Here is a 15512-nt window from a genome sequence, read left to right as displayed (position 1 = left end):
GGCGCACAGAGCGCGCAGGGGGCGGCCAGTCGCCGCCGCCCCCTGCACCCCCGGGCTCCCGGCAGGAAAATCGCCGCTTCGCGGTCCCTTCGGCTTATCCCTTCCGGCTTCGGGTCGGGCGCGATGCAGCGTCCCTGCAAGTCGCGCCCTCAGCCCGCATCCATGCGGGCTGCCCCGGCCGTAAGTGAACGCCTCAGCGATTTTCAGCCGGACTCCCCACACTTCATGATTTCTAAAAAACACCACTCACAGCTTCCTGTAAGTTCAGACAAACGCAAAGCCACTCAGTCGTAACAAACCGTCATCGTAATTAACGCGAGGGGTTGAGTCCCCGCTGAAACCGGCGAACCGGAGGCCGGATGACAAGGGCTGGACGCCATGGATGGCGGCCAGAGGCGAAATGAGGCAGGATGCCGAATCGAGCCGACCGCGGGCAGACGGTCGGGAGGTGAGCGCAGTGCGCAGCACCGGTTTCTTTGCGGGGCCGCGGGGATTGCTAAGGGGGCCGCGGTGGCCCCCTTAGCACGTTCACCGTCAGCGGCGTCACGCCTGACACGAAACGCAAAGTGAACGGAACACTACCACTGAACCTACCACTGGACCTGTCCCTGCACCCTGCCAAATGTTATCTGCATCAAGTGCTCGATATATAAGCTTAATGTTTCACCATTCCCCGCCGATAACCGAATAACGTCATGAAATGAGGGAATATCATGCAAGTCCGGTCACCATTGTCCACCACCATCAACAGCCTGCTGGCGCCGCGCGTGCAGCCTCTCCAGGCCACGCAGAACAAAACCGCTGCGGCGGTTCAGTCATCCGCCATTGTCTCGCTGAATAACACCACCACGCTGCCGGCGGTATACAGCCTGAATCCGGCGAAAACCGTTAATACCGCAGGGCTTGATCACAGCCAGCTGAGCATTTTGATCGGCACTAACGTGCGTGGCGCGCAGGCGGAGGCCTTCCAGGGCCTCGGAAAAGCGCTGCTCGAAGGGCTAAAAGATCATCCGCAGGGCATCACCCTGTCGGCGGCGGTTGACACGCAGGGCGCGCAGGAACGTCAGCCGGATCGTGCGGTGGCGCTGAATATCACCACCGCGTCCGGTATTAACGTCAGCCTCGGCATGACGCGCAACCAGAACGGCCTGGTCGTGGAACTGAAAACCGCCGGGGGTGAATTAACTGAAGATGAAACCGCCGCCATCGCCGGTTTAGCGGATGCTTTCCAGAGCACGCTCGATGGCCTGTCGGCTGACACGCCGTCGCTTAACCTGCAGGGGCTGATGAATTTTGACAGCACGCTGCTGAAAGCCGTCGATCTGCAAACGGATGTGCGCAAAGATGCCGATTCGCTGCAGTCGCTGAAATTCCATGCGGACAGCAGCGCCCGCGCGATGAGTTATCAAACCGACAAGGTGGCGTTCGATCTGAGCACCGATCTGTCGCATCCGGAAACGGTGGGCAGCTACGGACAGCAACAGCAGGCGCTTGCCAGCTGGGCCAGTCAGCTCGACAGCGCCCGTGCACGCGGCCAGGGTGATAAAAACCTTATTGATATGTTCAAAAATAGCTTTATGGCGCTGAACAGTCAGTACGGCACAAATGAAGTGGATAATCGCCTTAATATTATTACGCGTACTAACGATAATGTCGTGCAGGAAAATTTAAGCGGTCTGGCAGATTATTCTGCGAATTTTAAACAGGCCGATAAATCACCAAATCCATTCCGTAAAGATGAGCGCGATAGCTTTGCTTATTCCTCTTCTCAGCGCACAGAACGCGAAAATGCCGACAGGCTGACGCAGAAAACCACTGCGCATTTGCAGGCCAGTTATCATCAGGCGATTGATAAAACCGTACCGCTGGCGTTAACACTTGAAGCCTCGTCGCAAAACTATAGCTATCATCAGATTGATGACAGAAGCAGCACTGAAACGGCGCTGGCATTCAATGAAAAAGGGGAAGTGAAATCCGTTACTCAGGCTGCTGAAAAGCACAATGTTGAGACGGTGAAAAAATATAACGCCGGGCGTCTGATTGAAGAAACCCGCACGCCTTATGATGATGAGCAAACCAGCACCCGCGCGCTGATTGTCGACCAGCTCCGGGTGGATCACCACAGCGGCAGATAACTCGCAGCCTTCCTACAAAAGCCACGCTAATGCGTGGCTTTTTTTATGTAAAAAATACGCATGTAGTAGTGCAGTAATTATATATAAAGGCTAACGTTGGATTAGCGTCATGATAATTATTTTACCCGCTTTAGATGATGCTGGAATAAATTTACATACGACTAAAGTATGATATTTATTTATTTTTGAGAAGAATTTTAAGTCTGGTGTATTGAATTAAAGCCGGTCATATTGCCGCAATAAATTAATGAAAAGCTCATCTCTGGTATAAGGATATAAGGACAGTTATGTTCAGTATTCGACGACGTGAAAATTGCGTAAAGCGCTTTAGTCCCGGAACCTGTTTATTTACAGCAAGTATTCTGTTTCCGGTTTTCGCCTGGGCTGAAACCCCGGTCTACGATCAACTGATTATTCAGGCTCGCAGCGGAGACAGTGCGCCCTTACTCAATTATCTCAAACAGCAGGAAACCCAAACGCGTCTGACGCCGGGTCAGGTCGCCGACTGGCTACAGGTCTCGGCCTGGTCGGATAACGACGCGCAAACCCTGGCCATCTGGTCGCGTTATCAGGGCAGCATGGCGATCCCGGCACGTGGTCAGCTGGCGGTGGCGCGGGCGCTGCGCAACCAGAAGAAATGGGATGAGTCGCTGGCGGTATGGGACAACGTGCTGCGGGAAATGCCGGACGACAAAGATGCGCGCGCGGGCTGGATCATGACGCTGGCGGACGCCCGTCGTAACCAGGAGGCCATCACCCAGGCCACCGCCTGGGCAAAAAGCACGCCGGGGCCGGAGAGCGATGCGGTGCTGGCCTACGTTTATCATGCTCAGGGAAAAAACTGGGACGCGCTGCTGGCCGCCAGCCGCGCCCAGGCGCTGGATCCGCAGAATAAAAGCGTGCAGCCGACGCTACTGGCGGCGATGTCAGCGAACCGTATTGCCGGACCGGCGTTAGAACTTTCGGAAGCCAGCAAAACCCCTGACGCGCTGGCGCGCAGGCTGGAGCTTGATGCCGCCGCGCAGACGGTACGCACCGCGTTCACGCCGACGCGCAACGAAGAGGAGCGCTTTCTGGTGGCGGATAAAGCGCTGGCCCGCTACGACCGGCTGATCGCCGCGTGGCAGGATAATCCGCAGGCGGCAGCCGATCTGCGCCGCGCCCGTATTGACCGTCTGGGCGCGCTGGTGATCCGCAAACGCACCGCCGAAGCCATCCGTGAATATGAGTCGCTCACCGCCGATGACAAGCCGGTTCCCGACTATGCGAAGCGTTGGATCGCCTCGGCCTGGCTGACGGAAGAACAGCCCGATAAAGCCGAAGCCATGCTTGAACAGCTCTATTTCCCGCGCGGCCCGCTGCCGGTGACGCCGCTGACCAGCGACGATGAGCAGGAGCTGTTTTACGCCCGTCTTGATAATAACCATTTTGAAGAAGCCAAAGCGCAGGTCGATAAGCTGATCAAAGACAGCCCTTATCTGAAACGGATCTACGGCTCGCCGACGCCGCAGCCGAACGATAACTGGCTGCTAGGGCAGACGCTGCTGACCGAATATGAGATCGCCACCAACGATCTGCCCGCCGCCGAAAGCCACGCCGAAAGGCTGGCGCGTACCGGCTCCGGCAACCAGGCGCTGCGCATTACCTACGCCGCGGTGCTGCTGGCGCGCGGCCTGCCGCGTGAGTCGGAACGGGAACTGAAGCTGGCGGAAGTGATCGAGCCGAGCAACCTGGCGCTTGAGCGTCAGCAGGCCGCGACTGCGCTGGAACTACAGGAGTGGCGGCAGGCGAAAGAGCTGACGGCGGATGTTATTGCCCGCAGCCCGGACGATGCCGCCAGTCTGCGGCTCAAACGCATCATCGATGTGCACGAGAAAGCCGAGCTGCGCATCAGCGGCGGGCAGGGCATCGACTCCGACAGCCCGATCAGCGGCCAGCACGATTTCACGCTTAACTCCGCGCTCTACAGCCCGCCGATCAACGATAACTGGCGCTTGTTCACCGGCTTCAACTTTGCCACCGGCGAGTTCGAAGAAGGGAAGGGCATCAGCCGGGATATTGCCGCAGGCGTCGAGTGGACCTCACGCAATAACTGGGCGGAACTGGAGATCTCCGGGCGCAACTACGGCGACGGGCAAAAGATCGGCGCACGTTTTTCCGGATGGCACGACTTTAACGACAACTGGCGCATCGGCGGCTCCGCCGAACGGCTGTCGCGCAATACCCCGCTGCGCGCCCTGCGCAACGGCGTCAGCGCCGACGGCGGCGATCTGTGGCTGCGCTGGTACAAGAACGAACGCCGCGAATATTCGGTTTCGGTGTCCGCCGCGCATTTCTCCGATGGCAACGATCGTCTGGAATACAGCCTGAGCGGTAAAGAGCGGCTGTGGACCACGCCACGCTTCACGCTGGATTTCACGCCGGGGCTGAGCGGCAGTCACAACACTAAAGAAGACGTGCCCTATTACAACCCGCAGCGGGATTTCTCGCTGGCGCCGGGTCTGAGCGCGGAGCATGTGATTTATCGCCATTACGACACGGTATGGAAACAGCAGTTTCAGGCCGGGGCGGGGCGCTACTGGCAGAAAGGCCAGTCCAGCGGCGCGATAACGCAGTTCGGTTACGGGCAGCGGGTGCAATGGAATAACGTGGTGGATACCGGGGTGATGCTCACCTGGGATAAGCGTCCCTACGATGGTAAGCGGGAGCGCAACATTGCCCTCGCTTTTGATTTGAATGTCAGGTTTTGAGGACGTTTCATGTTTAGACGATGGCTGCACGCCGGGATCATTTTCGCGGGATTGCTGATGATCACCGCGTGCGGGAGCGCCGAGACGCCCCGCTATATTCCCCCCGCCGACCGGGTACCGCTTAATGCGGATCACGCCTGGCCGAAAAACAGTTTCCTCGTTCTGGGGTATCACGATGTGGAAGATGACGCCGCGGATCAGCGCTATCTGTCGGTGCGCACCAGCGCGCTGAACGATCAGCTGGCCTGGCTGCGTGACAACGGCTATCACCCGATCAGCGTACAGCAGATAGCGGATGCTCACGCCGGGAAGATCGTCCTGCCGGAAAAAGCGGTGCTGTTAACCTTCGATGACGGTTACAGCAGTTTTTATACCCGTGTCTGGCCGCTGCTGGAGCGCTATAAATTTCCGGCGTTATGGGCGCCCGTCGGCAGCTGGGTGGACGCGCCAGCCAGTCAGCCGGTGGATTTTGGCGGCCTGAAAACCGCGCGCGATAAGTTCGCCACCTGGGAGATGGTGCGCGAAGTCAGCAAATCGCCTTTAGTGGAAATCGGCGCGCATACCTGGGCATCGCACTACGGCGTGCAGGCGAATCCACAGGGCAGTAAAGAACCGGCGGTGGCGAACCGGTTATATGACAAAAATACCGGTCAGTACGAAACCGATGCGCAGTATGAAGCGCGCATCAATGCCGATCTGGAACGCGTCACCAAAAAGATCGCCGAGGTGACCGGTAAGCCGCCGCGCGCCTGGGTCTGGCCTTACGGCGCAGCCAACGGCACGACGCTGAAACTGGCGCGCCAGCATGGTTATCAGATGGCTTTTACTCTGAACCCTGGCCTTGCCAATGCCGCCAGTCTCGACGATGTGCCGCGCATTCTGATCTCTGATAACCCGTCGCTGCGCAACTTTGCCAGCCAGGTCGCGCAGGTGCGCGAGGAGCAGACAATGCGCGTGATGCATATCGATCTGGATTATGTCTATGACAAGGATCCGGTGCAGCAGCGTAAGAACATCGACAAGCTGATCCAGCGCGTTTACGACATGCGCATCTCCCACGTCTTTTTACAGGCGTATGCCGATCCCGAGGGCGATGGCAATATCCGTGAGCTCTATTTCCCGAACCGCTGGCTGCCGATGCGCGCCGATCTGTTCAACTTTATCGCCTGGCAGTTGCAGACGCGTGGCGGGGTGAACGTTTATGCCTGGATGCCGGTGCTGGCCTTCGATCTGGATGCCTCGGTGCCGCGCGTTGAGGCCTGGTCGCCGGAGAGCGGCCGGGCGGCGGTGGATCGTCAGCATTATGTGCGGCTGTCGCCCTGGAGCCCGGTGGCGCGCCAGCGCATTAAGGATATCTACGAGGATCTGGCCCGGCACGCCTCCTTCCACGGCATTTTGTTCCACGATGACGCCATGCTGACTGATTTCGAGGATGCGTCACCGGACGCGATGCGCGCCTATCAGGCCGCCGGATTCCCTGCCAGCATTGCGGAGATCCGCAGCAATCCGCAAACGATGGAACGCTGGACGCGCTTCAAGAGCCGGGCGCTGATCGACTTCACGAAACAGCTGACGGAAACCGTACGTGCCATCCGTGGCCCGCAGGTGAAAACCGCGCGGAATATCTACGCCATGCCGGTGCTCGATCCCGCCAGCGAAGCCTGGTTTGCGCAAAACCTGAACGATTTCCTCGGCGCGTACGACTGGACCGCGCCAATGGCGATGCCGCTGATGGAAAACGTGCCCGCCGGACAGGACGACGCCTGGCTCGACAGCCTCGTTAACCGCGTGGCGCAGATCCCCGGCGCGCTGGATAAAACCGTCTTTGAACTCCAGGCCCGCGACTGGCGCAAAACCGGCGAACATGCCGATATCAGCGGTGAGCAGCTGGCTCACTGGATGCGTCAGCTGAAGCTCAGCGGCGCAAAAAATTACGGCTATTACCCCGACGATTTCATTAACGATCACCCTGAAATGTCGGCAATACGCCCCACCTTTTCCTCTTACTGGTACCCGCAAAAATGACCGATCGCATCGTCGCGTTTCTGATCCTTTGCCTGATGTTCAGCTTCCCGCTGGGCGTGGCTGCCATTTTCACGGGTGAAGTGATCCTCAATTTCGTGTTTTTCTGGCCGCTGTTTATGTCCGCGCTGTGGATCAGCGGTGGGCTGTATTTCTGGTTCTACCGCGAGCGGCACTGGCCCTGGGGGAAAGGGACGCCCGCGCCGGAACTGCCGGGCAACCCGCTGATCTCCATTCTTATCCCCTGTTATAACGAAGGGCTTAACGCGCGGGAAACCATCGAAGCGGCGCTGGCGCAGCGCTATCAGAACATTGAAGTGATCGCCATTAACGACGGTTCGAAAGATAACACCGGGGCGGTGCTGGATGGGCTGGCGGAAGAGTTTCCGCGTCTGCGGGTGATCCATCTGGCGGAAAACCAGGGCAAGGCGGTGGCGCTACAGGCGGGCGCGGCGGCGGCAAACAGCGATTTCCTCGTCTGTATTGATGGCGATGCGCTGCTGGATCGCGACGCCGCGGCTTATCTGGTGACGCCGTTGCTGCTTTACCCGCGGGTCGGGGCGGTGACGGGCAATCCGCGCATCCGTACCCGCTCCACGCTGATTGGCCGCGTCCAGGTGGGGGAGTTCACGTCGATCATCGGGCTTATCAAACGCACTCAGCGGATCTACGGTCAGGTGTTTACCGTCTCCGGCGTGATCGCCGCTTTCCGCCGCCGGGCGCTGGCGGAAGTGGGCTACTGGAGTCCGGACATGATCACCGAGGACATCGACATCAGCTGGAAGCTGCAACTGCGTCACTGGTCAGTATTTTTTGAGCCGCGGGCGCTGTGCTGGATCCTGATGCCGGAAACCCTGAAAGGGCTGTGGAAGCAGCGGCTGCGCTGGGCGCAGGGCGGCGCCGAAGTGTTTATCGTCAACATGCGTCGCCTGTGGGCCTGGGAATATCGCCGCATGTGGCCGCTGTTTCTGGAGTTTTGCTTATCGACGATTTGGGCCTTCGCCTATGCGATCAGCATTTTGCTGTTCCTCTTCGGCATGGTGCTGCCTATGCCGGATTCCTTACATGTTCAACATCTGTTTCCACCGGCGTTTACCGGGCTGATGCTCGGCGTGGTGTGTCTGTTGCAGTTTATGGTCAGTTTGCTGATTGAGCGGCGTTACGAAAAGGGCATTGCGGCGTCGCTGTTCTGGATCATCTGGTTCCCGGTGGTCTACTGGATGTTGAGTTTATTTACCACCCTGGTGGCTTTCCCTAAGGTCATGCTGGCGCGTAAGCGCAGCAGGGCACGCTGGGTTAGCCCGGATCGCGGTATCGGGAGAATTGAATCATGAATGAACCTCTGATTTTTACTGAACAGCGGGTCTTCCCGCGGGTGATGGACGCCGTGCTGACGCTGGTGGCCTGGCTGGGCTTTTCGTATCTGATCTATACCGGGCTGATGGTCGCGCTGGCGGAGTCGCCTGACAGCGGTGTGCGGCCTTTTTACAGCACTTACGGTACGGTGATGCTGTATATGGCTGTGGCATTACTGATCGGCGCGGTGCTGATTGGCTGGGCGAAATATAATCAGCACCGTTTTCGCGTCGAGCGCCGCCGCCGCCGTCCGGGGCTGGAAAAGCACGAAGTCGCCGCCAGTTTTTCTATCACGCCTGAGCTGGCGCTGGAGCTGAGCAAAGCGCGGGTGCTGACGCTGGCGCATTACGATACCGGGGCGATTGATCGCGTGTATATGGCAAAACTGCTGGCGGACGAGCCGGAGTATGAGGTTCGGCGGTAGCGTGGTGCGGGATGCCGGGTGGCGGCTACACCTTACCCGGCCTGCGGGTCAGCGCTCATTTGTAGGCCCGGCAAGCCTGCGCCGCCGGGCGATGCGACCCGGTTAAACCGGCTGACGTTTTTCGCGGCGGCGATACAGGGTACTGCGCGAGATGCCTAATTTACGGGCGGCGAGACTCATGTTGCCCTGCGCTTCGGCAATGGCAAGCTCTTCGCTATAAGCGGGTGCAGGCGTGCTTTCCGGCAGATCGGCAAGCCCAATGTGCTCGCCATCGTCAGCCAGCGCCATCAGCACCCGCAGCTGGCTTAGCAACTGGCGTACGTTGCCCGGCCACGGGCGCGACGCCAGCTCACTGACCACCGCTTCGCTCAGCGTCAACCGGCGTTTTGCTGCGCCGAGATCATGCCAGAGCCTGAGGATAAAAGCGTCGCGGTCAGGCCACTCCCGTAGTGGCGGCATACGCAGCTGGTATTCCTGAATGCGATAGAGCAGATCTTCGCGGAACGCCCCGGCCGCCACGCGGGCAACCAGATCCTGATGCGTGGCGCAGATCAGCGCGAAATTCACGTCACGGCTGGTGCTGGCCCCGAGCGGCGTGACTTTTTTCTCCTGCAATACCCGCAGCAGCCGCGTTTGCAGCGTCAGTGGCATATCGCCGATCTCATCCAGAAACAGCACGCCGCCATTGGCCTCGCACAGCTTACCGCTGTAACCGCGCGGACTTGCGCCGGTAAAGGCGCCAGGCGCATAACCGAACAGCTCGGATTCGATCAGGTTTTCCGGCAGAGCGGCGCAGTTGATCGCCACAAACGGACCCGTGCGCCACTGACTGCTGGCGTGCAGTTCGCGGCTAAGATGTTCTTTGCCGCAGCCGGTTTCCCCGGTCACGCACAGGGCGATCCCGGCATTCAGTACGCGCAGCGCTTTGGCTTTTTGCGGATCGACCACGGCCTGTGGCGCAGCGATGCCGCGTCCGGGATAACGGCGGGCGGGCGGCGTCTGGCGCAGGGTGTAGTGACGCTGGTTGCAGGCGACGGTGCGGGTGGTTCCGCCGGTCAGGGCAATCTGCGGCAGCAGTGTGCTGATGGCGGTGCTGCCAAAATGCCCCGGCAGCAGGGCGAACTCTTTCATTGCCAGGCGATTCGCGCCGAGCAGGACATTATCCTCAACGATAAACAGCAGCTCCCCGTCGCTGCCTGGCAGGGCGGCATCTGCATGCAGACTCAGCAGCCAGCGCTGCGTACCGGCGGCGCTGGTGGTCCAGGCGTGTTCGATCTGACAAACGGCGCGTCGCACAATGGCCGCCGCATCGGGGCGCGGTGCGTGGGCGGGCGTCGAGAGATCCAGCACCCCGGCTACCAGTCCGTCCGGGCGGAACACCGGTGAGGCGGAGCAGAAAAGCCCGGCGTTACGGCTGAGGTAGTGCTCGCCGCCGGACACTTCACAATGCTGTTGCAGGGCCAGCGCCGTGCCGATGGCGTTAGTGCCGCGGGCATGCTCGCCCCACAAATTGCCGGGAGACAGGGCATAGCGCTGAGCTTTATGCAGAAAATCGCTGTTGCCGTGCGTTTCCAGCACCAGCCCGCTGGCGTCGGAGAGCACCATAATCGACGGATGGCTGGCGAGTTCCGGATGCAGCCGCGCCAGCAGCGGATCCGCCAGGCGGCTGATCCAGGTGTTTTACGCCCGCGCCTCTTTCAGCTGTCCGGATGCGACCCACGGCTGGCTGTCGTCGTCACGTTGCAGGCCATAATTCAGGCTGCGTTGCCAGGAGGCTTCCACCTGGCAGGGTACGGGTTGCGGCATCGCTGACTCCGGAAAAAGGAATGTTAAGAATGTGTAGCATAAAGGTGTCTCACGTGTAGCGACGTGCAACACACTTCCGCAACAGGTGTCTGGATCGGCGCACGGCGATATGAGAAGGAATAAGCGTATGTATTTAATAATTAATAAAAAAATAAACAGCAGTTCTTATGCCGCTGAACTGGCATAAGAACTGCTTATTCCATATTGTCCGCCACCGGCGAGACGCCTCACCCCTACTTATAAAAACAGAGGAACATCTTATGCTCTACGCTCATCCTGGCCTGAACGGCGCGAAAGTCTCGTTTAAAAAACGTTATGGCAACTATATTGGCGGCGAATTTGTCGATCCGGTCGAAGGGCGCTGGTTCGATAACACCACGCCGGTGACGGGTGAAGCGATCGCACAGTTTCCCCGTTCGGGCGCGGCGGATATTGAAAAAGCGCTGGACGCCGCGCATGCCGCCGCCGACTCCTGGGGTAAAACCAGCGCGCAGGAGCGCGCAAATGTGCTGCTGGCGATCGCCGATCGCATTGAGGAAAATCTGGAGCTGCTGGCGCTGACGGAGACCTGGGATAATGGCAAACCGATCCGCGAAACCCTGGGGGCGGATTTACCGCTGGCGGTGGATCATTTCCGCTATTTTGCCGGTTGTATCCGCGCCCAGGAGGGCACCGCGGCGGAAATCGACAGCACCACGGTCGCGTACCATATTTATGAACCGCTCGGCGTGGTCGGCCAGATCATTCCGTGGAACTTTCCGCTGCTGATGGCAGCCTGGAAACTCGGCCCGGCGCTGGCGGCGGGCAACTGCGTGGTGCTGAAACCGGCGGAGCAGACGCCGCTCGGCATCAGCGTGCTGATGGAACTGATTGGCGATCTGCTACCGAAAGGCGTGCTTAACGTGGTGCACGGTTTCGGTACCGAAGCGGGTGAGCCGCTGGCGCGCAGCAAGCGTATCGAGAAAATCGCTTTCACCGGATCCACCTCTATCGGGCGGCATATTCTCTCCTGTGCGGCGGAAAATATTATTCCCAGTACCGTGGAGTTGGGTGGGAAATCGCCGAATATTTTCTTTGAAGACATCATGAACGGCGACGCGGAGTTTATCGACAAAGCCGTTGAGGGCGCGGTGCTCGGCTTCTTCAATCAGGGGGAAGTCTGTACCTGTCCGTCGCGCGTGCTGGTGCAGGAGTCGATCTATCCGCAGTTTGTGGAGAAAGTCATCGCTCGCATGGAAACCATCCGCAAGGGCGATCCCTTTGATACGGACACCATGATCGGCGCGCAGGCCTCCCGCGAGCAGTACGACAAGATCCTTTCCTACATTGAGATCGCCCGGGAAGAGGGCGGCGAGATCATCACCGGCGGGGCGCATATCGATCATGGCGACACCCTGCAAAACGGCTTCTATATCCAGCCGACGCTGATCAAAGGTCATAACAGCATGCGCTGCTTCCAGGAGGAGATTTTTGGACCGGTGCTGGGTATTACGACCTTTAAGGATGAAGAAGAAGCACTGCGCATTGCCAACGATACCGAGTACGGGCTGGGGGCGGGGCTGTGGACGCTGGATATTAACCGCGCGTGGCGTATGGGACGGGCGATCAAAGCCGGTCGCGTGTGGACCAACTGCTACCATCTCTATCCGGCGCATGCGGCCTTCGGCGGGTATAAAAATTCCGGCGTCGGACGTGAAACGCACAAAATGGCGCTGAGTCAGTATCAACAGATCAAAAACCTGCTGGTCAGCTACAGCGGAAAGCCGCTGGGCCTGTTTTAAAATCGAAATGCCCGGCGGCGCTGCGCTTGCCGGGCCTACATGAACGATGAACATTGTGGTGATGTAGGCCGGGTAAGGCGCAGCCGCCACCCGGCATTAACGTATCAATCACAACCCGCGTTTCGCCATCAACCGCGCCAGATCCACCAGCCGGTTCGAGAAGCCCCATTCGTTATCATACCAGGCGAGGATTTTCACCAGATTACCGCCAATCACCAGCGTGGACAGGCCGTCGATAATGGATGAGCGGGGATCGCCACGGTAATCGCTCGACACCAGCGGTTCGTCGCTGTAACCCAGAATGCCCTGTAGCGGACCGGATGCGGCTGCCTCCCGGAAGGCGGCGTTGATTTCTTCAACGGTAACGTCGCGTTTCAGGGTGACGGTCAAATCGACAATAGATACCACCGGCACCGGAACGCGCAGCGAGTACCCGGTCAGGCGACCGTCCAGTTCCGGGATCACTTTGCCGAGGGCTTTCGCCGCACCGCTGGAGTAGGGCACAATCGACTCCGCCGCTGCTCGTGCGCCGCGCAGATCTTTCTCCGGCTGATCGTGCAGCGCCTGGCTGTTGGTGTAAGCGTGGGTGGTATTCATCAGCCCGTGCTCGATACCAAAATGCTGATGTAAAACCTGGGCGGCAGGGGCGAGGCCGTTAGTGGTGCAGCTGCCATTGCTGACCACAAAGTGTTTTTCTGGATCGTAATTTTCATGGTTAACGCCCAGCACCACGGTCAGGTCGTCGTTTTTCGCCGGGGCGGAGATGATCACGCGTTTCGCGCCGCCGTGGGTGATATGCACTTCGGCTTTTTCACGCTCGGTGAAGAAACCAGTGGCTTCAATCACTATCTCAACACCCACGCTGCTCCACGGAATGTTCGCCGGATCGCGCTCAGAGAAGACGCGGATGGCGTTGCCGTCTACTTTCAGCTCGCCTTCGCTGGCTTCCACCGGCGCGGCAAGGGTGCCAAGCAGGGTGTCGTATTTCAGCAGATGCGCGAGGGTTTTGCTGTCGGTGAGGTCGTTAATTGCCACGATCTGAATGTCGTCGCTACCCAGCGCGGCACGCAGCATATTGCGTCCGATCCTGCCGAAGCCATTAATACCGATCTTAACCATGATAGCCTCCTGTTATGCGGTTTCTGCATTCAGAGTAGGCCGGGTCAGGGGTGGCGTAAATGACAAAAATGGATCACATTACGCCAGATTGCGGCTGTGAAATCGCTGCCGGTATTCGCCGGGCGTCAGCTTGAGCTGCTTCTCGAAAATGCGGCGCAGATTGATGCTGGAGCCAAAGCCCGTGCTGATGGCGACCCGCTCCAGGGTGTCGCGGGTCTGCTCCAGCTGGTGGCGTGCTGCGGCCAGCCGGGCTTCCGCCACAAAGCGCGCGGGAGAGACACCCGCGTCGCGGGTAAAGACACGGGTGAAATTGCGCGGGCTCATTGCCACCCGATCCGCCAGATTTTCAACGGATAAATCAGCAGAGAGGTTATTGAGGATCCAGCGTTGTAATTCACCTATCGGGCCGGGAAGATCGCAGTTTTGCAGCTGGAAACGGCTGAACTGCATCTGCCCGCCAGGGCGACGCAGATACATCACCAGATCCTGGGCCACTTCACGGGCGAGGGTAAATCCGTAATCATCCTCTACCAGCGCAAGCGTCAGATCAAACCCGGAACTCACGCCGCCGGAGGTCCAGATCGGGCCGTCCTGAACATAGAGCGGGCCGCTTTCCACTGCCACCAGTGGATAGCGGGATTTCATCTCCTCCAGCAGCTTCCAGTGTGTCGTGGCACGTCGTCCGTTCAGCAGGCCAGCCTGCGCCAGTAGCATCGCGCCGCCGCAAACAGACACTACCCGCCTGGCGTGCGGGGCGGCAAGACGCAGCCAGTCGACCACCGCCACGCCTTCATCTTCATTTGTGCCGCGCCCGGTGATCATAATGGTGTCGCGGGGCTCACGCGGATCGAGCTGCGGCAGACGATAATCCGCCAGCAGGTTCAACCCCGACTGCCCGTGGATCACCTGGTGCGGCTGAGTGGTGGCAATGGTGATCTGATAGCGCGGCGGCGCGTGCTGCTCTGCCTGCACGCGGTTGGCCTGCATCAGGATATCGGCGATACCGGCAGCTTCGAACAACATGCCGCCATCGGGAACAATAATCAAAAAAGTTTTCATGTCCTGAAAAGTACGCTGATAACAAAATAAGTCAATATGGGTATGGCTGGAAGAGAGCAAGGAAACGGGTGCATTGAGAATTCAACCCGGCAACCAGACACGCGGGGACTGAGCCCCCGCGTTCAGGCTACTTCTTCGGTTCGTAAGCGAGRACGGCCTTAAACTCCATACCACGCTCTTTRATGCTCAGTTCACARAGTGAATCGCGCACCAYCAGCGTGAATCCCAGCGCTGTSAAACACAGCACRATGATTGCCACCAGGGCGTACTTTGTCAGCATGWCTTGCCTCCGTGCGAAGAAGAGACTAACATCTGAATTGCTTAGGTTCATACGTTGGCCTCAGGTTGATTAACATCTCCTGGGGCTTTCGTCTTTCTGAACCTTGCAAATGCTCAAAGCCAGAAAGCCTCAAGCACCCACCCGCGATCCTACATGGCGATATTGTGAAAGCTATCACGATTGAAGGTCGTTATTTGCTTTTAGGAATATATAAAGGTGGGGCAGTAACAGAAAAGAAACGGGTGCATTGAGGATTCAACCCGGCAACCAGATACGCGGGGACTGAGGCCCCGCGTTCAGGCTACTTCTTCGGTTCGTAAGCGAGAACGGCCTTAAACTCCATACCACGCTCTTTAATGCTCAGTTCACAGAGTGAATCGCGCACCAYCAGCGTGAATCCCAGCGCTGTGAAACACAGCACGATGATTGCCACCAGGGCGTACTTTGTCAGCATGTCTTGCCTCCGTGCGAAGAAGAGACTAACATCTGAATTGTCGAGGTTCATACGTTGGCCTCAGGTTGATTAACATCKCCTGGGGCTTTCGTCTTTCYGRACCTTGCAAATGCTCAAAGCCAGAAAGCCTCAAGCACCCGCCGGCAGTTTACCTTTCCGCCACCAGAAATTTGTTACCTACTGATCTTTCGCCTTACTTTTAGGAATTCATCAAGTTTTTTGCGCGTAATTATTAAGGAGTAATATTTTTCTACTCAAGTTACTGGCTTGCCTTATTGCAATAGTTAATAAGGGGTATATAGCAGCATTTTATATTAATTATCCTT

Annotated in this window: 12 protein-coding genes; 6 read left to right on the top strand and 6 right to left on the bottom strand. The window is 58.4% G+C overall.

The genetic code is table 11. The annotated features are described in order from the left end of the window. Positions 1-713 precede the first annotated feature (713 nt). The 5 genes from QRD42_RS15875 to pgaD all read left to right on the top strand — a co-directional run bounded on the left by QRD42_RS15875 (position 714) and on the right by pgaD (position 8687). Complete coding sequence (locus tag QRD42_RS15875; protein ID WP_321987595.1) at positions 714-2135, top strand: hypothetical protein; 1422 nt, start codon at positions 714-716, stop codon at positions 2133-2135. Positions 2136-2422: 287 nt separating this feature from the next. After that, the gene (gene pgaA, locus QRD42_RS15870) at positions 2423-4885 is read left to right on the top strand and encodes a poly-beta-1,6 N-acetyl-D-glucosamine export porin PgaA (protein WP_321987594.1); all 2463 of its coding nucleotides are present in this window, start codon (positions 2423-2425) and stop codon (positions 4883-4885) included. Positions 4886-4894: 9 nt separating this feature from the next. Continuing rightward, entirely contained in the window at positions 4895-6910 is a 2016-nt protein-coding gene (gene pgaB / locus QRD42_RS15865) for a poly-beta-1,6-N-acetyl-D-glucosamine N-deacetylase PgaB (RefSeq protein ID WP_321987593.1), read from the top strand. After that, complete coding sequence (pgaC, locus tag QRD42_RS15860; protein WP_072568698.1) at positions 6907-8241, top strand: poly-beta-1,6-N-acetyl-D-glucosamine synthase; 1335 nt, start codon at positions 6907-6909, stop codon at positions 8239-8241. The genes pgaB and pgaC overlap by 4 nt, the downstream gene beginning before the upstream one ends. Beyond that, positions 8238-8687 (top strand): poly-beta-1,6-N-acetyl-D-glucosamine biosynthesis protein PgaD, encoded by a 450-nt coding sequence (gene pgaD / locus QRD42_RS15855; RefSeq protein ID WP_072568697.1) that lies wholly within the window; start codon positions 8238-8240, stop codon positions 8685-8687. The genes pgaC and pgaD overlap by 4 nt, the downstream gene beginning before the upstream one ends. 102 nt (positions 8688-8789) lie before the next feature. Here pgaD and QRD42_RS15850 read toward each other — a convergent pair whose 3' ends face one another. Further along, positions 8790-10292, bottom strand: a complete 1503-nt coding sequence (locus tag QRD42_RS15850; RefSeq protein WP_321987592.1) for a sigma-54-dependent Fis family transcriptional regulator — start codon at positions 10290-10292, stop codon at positions 8790-8792. A gap of 75 nt (positions 10293-10367) precedes the next feature. Next, positions 10368-10493: a hypothetical protein gene (locus QRD42_RS15845; protein WP_321987591.1), complete on the bottom strand. Its 126-nt coding sequence runs from the start codon at positions 10491-10493 to the stop codon at positions 10368-10370. 260 nt (positions 10494-10753) lie between these two features. Between QRD42_RS15845 and QRD42_RS15840 the strand changes: the two genes are divergently transcribed. Continuing rightward, positions 10754-12274, top strand: a complete 1521-nt coding sequence (locus QRD42_RS15840; protein ID WP_321987590.1) for an aldehyde dehydrogenase family protein — start codon at positions 10754-10756, stop codon at positions 12272-12274. Positions 12275-12382: 108 nt separating this feature from the next. On the opposite strand, the gene gap is transcribed toward QRD42_RS15840, so the two are convergent. From gap to QRD42_RS15820, 4 genes are all read right to left on the bottom strand, one after another. Further along, the gene (gene gap, locus QRD42_RS15835) at positions 12383-13393 is read right to left on the bottom strand and encodes a type I glyceraldehyde-3-phosphate dehydrogenase (protein WP_321987589.1); all 1011 of its coding nucleotides are present in this window, start codon (positions 13391-13393) and stop codon (positions 12383-12385) included. Between the two features lie 78 nt (positions 13394-13471). After that, positions 13472-14452 carry a GlxA family transcriptional regulator gene (locus tag QRD42_RS15830; RefSeq protein ID WP_318375885.1) on the bottom strand — a complete coding sequence of 327 codons (981 nt, stop codon included), beginning with the start codon at positions 14450-14452 and terminating at the stop codon, positions 13472-13474. Between the two features lie 127 nt (positions 14453-14579). Then, on the bottom strand, positions 14580-14732 hold the full coding sequence (locus QRD42_RS15825; RefSeq protein WP_321987588.1) for a Hok/Gef family protein: 153 nt from the start codon (positions 14730-14732) through the stop codon (positions 14580-14582). A 301-nt stretch (positions 14733-15033) separates the two neighbouring features. Then, a complete protein-coding gene (locus QRD42_RS15820) occupies positions 15034-15186 on the bottom strand; it encodes a Hok/Gef family protein (RefSeq protein ID WP_321987587.1) in 153 nt (50 codons plus the stop codon). Between the last annotated feature and the right edge of the window lie 326 nt (positions 15187-15512).

The organism is Enterobacter sp. PGRG2, assembly GCF_030291195.1.
Taxonomy (GTDB): Bacteria; Pseudomonadota; Gammaproteobacteria; order Enterobacterales; family Enterobacteriaceae; genus Enterobacter_D.
This window is presented reverse-complemented; position numbering and strand designations above follow the sequence as displayed.

Excerpts from the sequence above, each read along its gene's own strand:
- pgaC (WP_072568698.1), top strand. The coding sequence starts at position 6,907 with ATGACCGATCGCATCGTCGCGTTTCTGATCCTTTGCCTGATGTTCAGC.
- QRD42_RS15850 (WP_321987592.1), bottom strand. The coding sequence starts at position 10,292 with ATGGTGCTCTCCGACGCCAGCGGGCTGGTGCTGGAAACGCACGGCAAC.
- pgaA (WP_321987594.1), top strand. The coding sequence starts at position 2,423 with ATGTTCAGTATTCGACGACGTGAAAATTGCGTAAAGCGCTTTAGTCCC.
- QRD42_RS15845 (WP_321987591.1), bottom strand. The coding sequence starts at position 10,493 with ATGCCGCAACCCGTACCCTGCCAGGTGGAAGCCTCCTGGCAACGCAGC.
- QRD42_RS15875 (WP_321987595.1), top strand. The coding sequence starts at position 714 with ATGCAAGTCCGGTCACCATTGTCCACCACCATCAACAGCCTGCTGGCG.
- pgaB (WP_321987593.1), top strand. The coding sequence starts at position 4,895 with ATGTTTAGACGATGGCTGCACGCCGGGATCATTTTCGCGGGATTGCTG.
- pgaD (WP_072568697.1), top strand. The coding sequence starts at position 8,238 with ATGAATGAACCTCTGATTTTTACTGAACAGCGGGTCTTCCCGCGGGTG.
- gap (WP_321987589.1), bottom strand. The coding sequence starts at position 13,393 with ATGGTTAAGATCGGTATTAATGGCTTCGGCAGGATCGGACGCAATATG.
- QRD42_RS15830 (WP_318375885.1), bottom strand. The coding sequence starts at position 14,452 with ATGAAAACTTTTTTGATTATTGTTCCCGATGGCGGCATGTTGTTCGAA.
- QRD42_RS15840 (WP_321987590.1), top strand. The coding sequence starts at position 10,754 with ATGCTCTACGCTCATCCTGGCCTGAACGGCGCGAAAGTCTCGTTTAAA.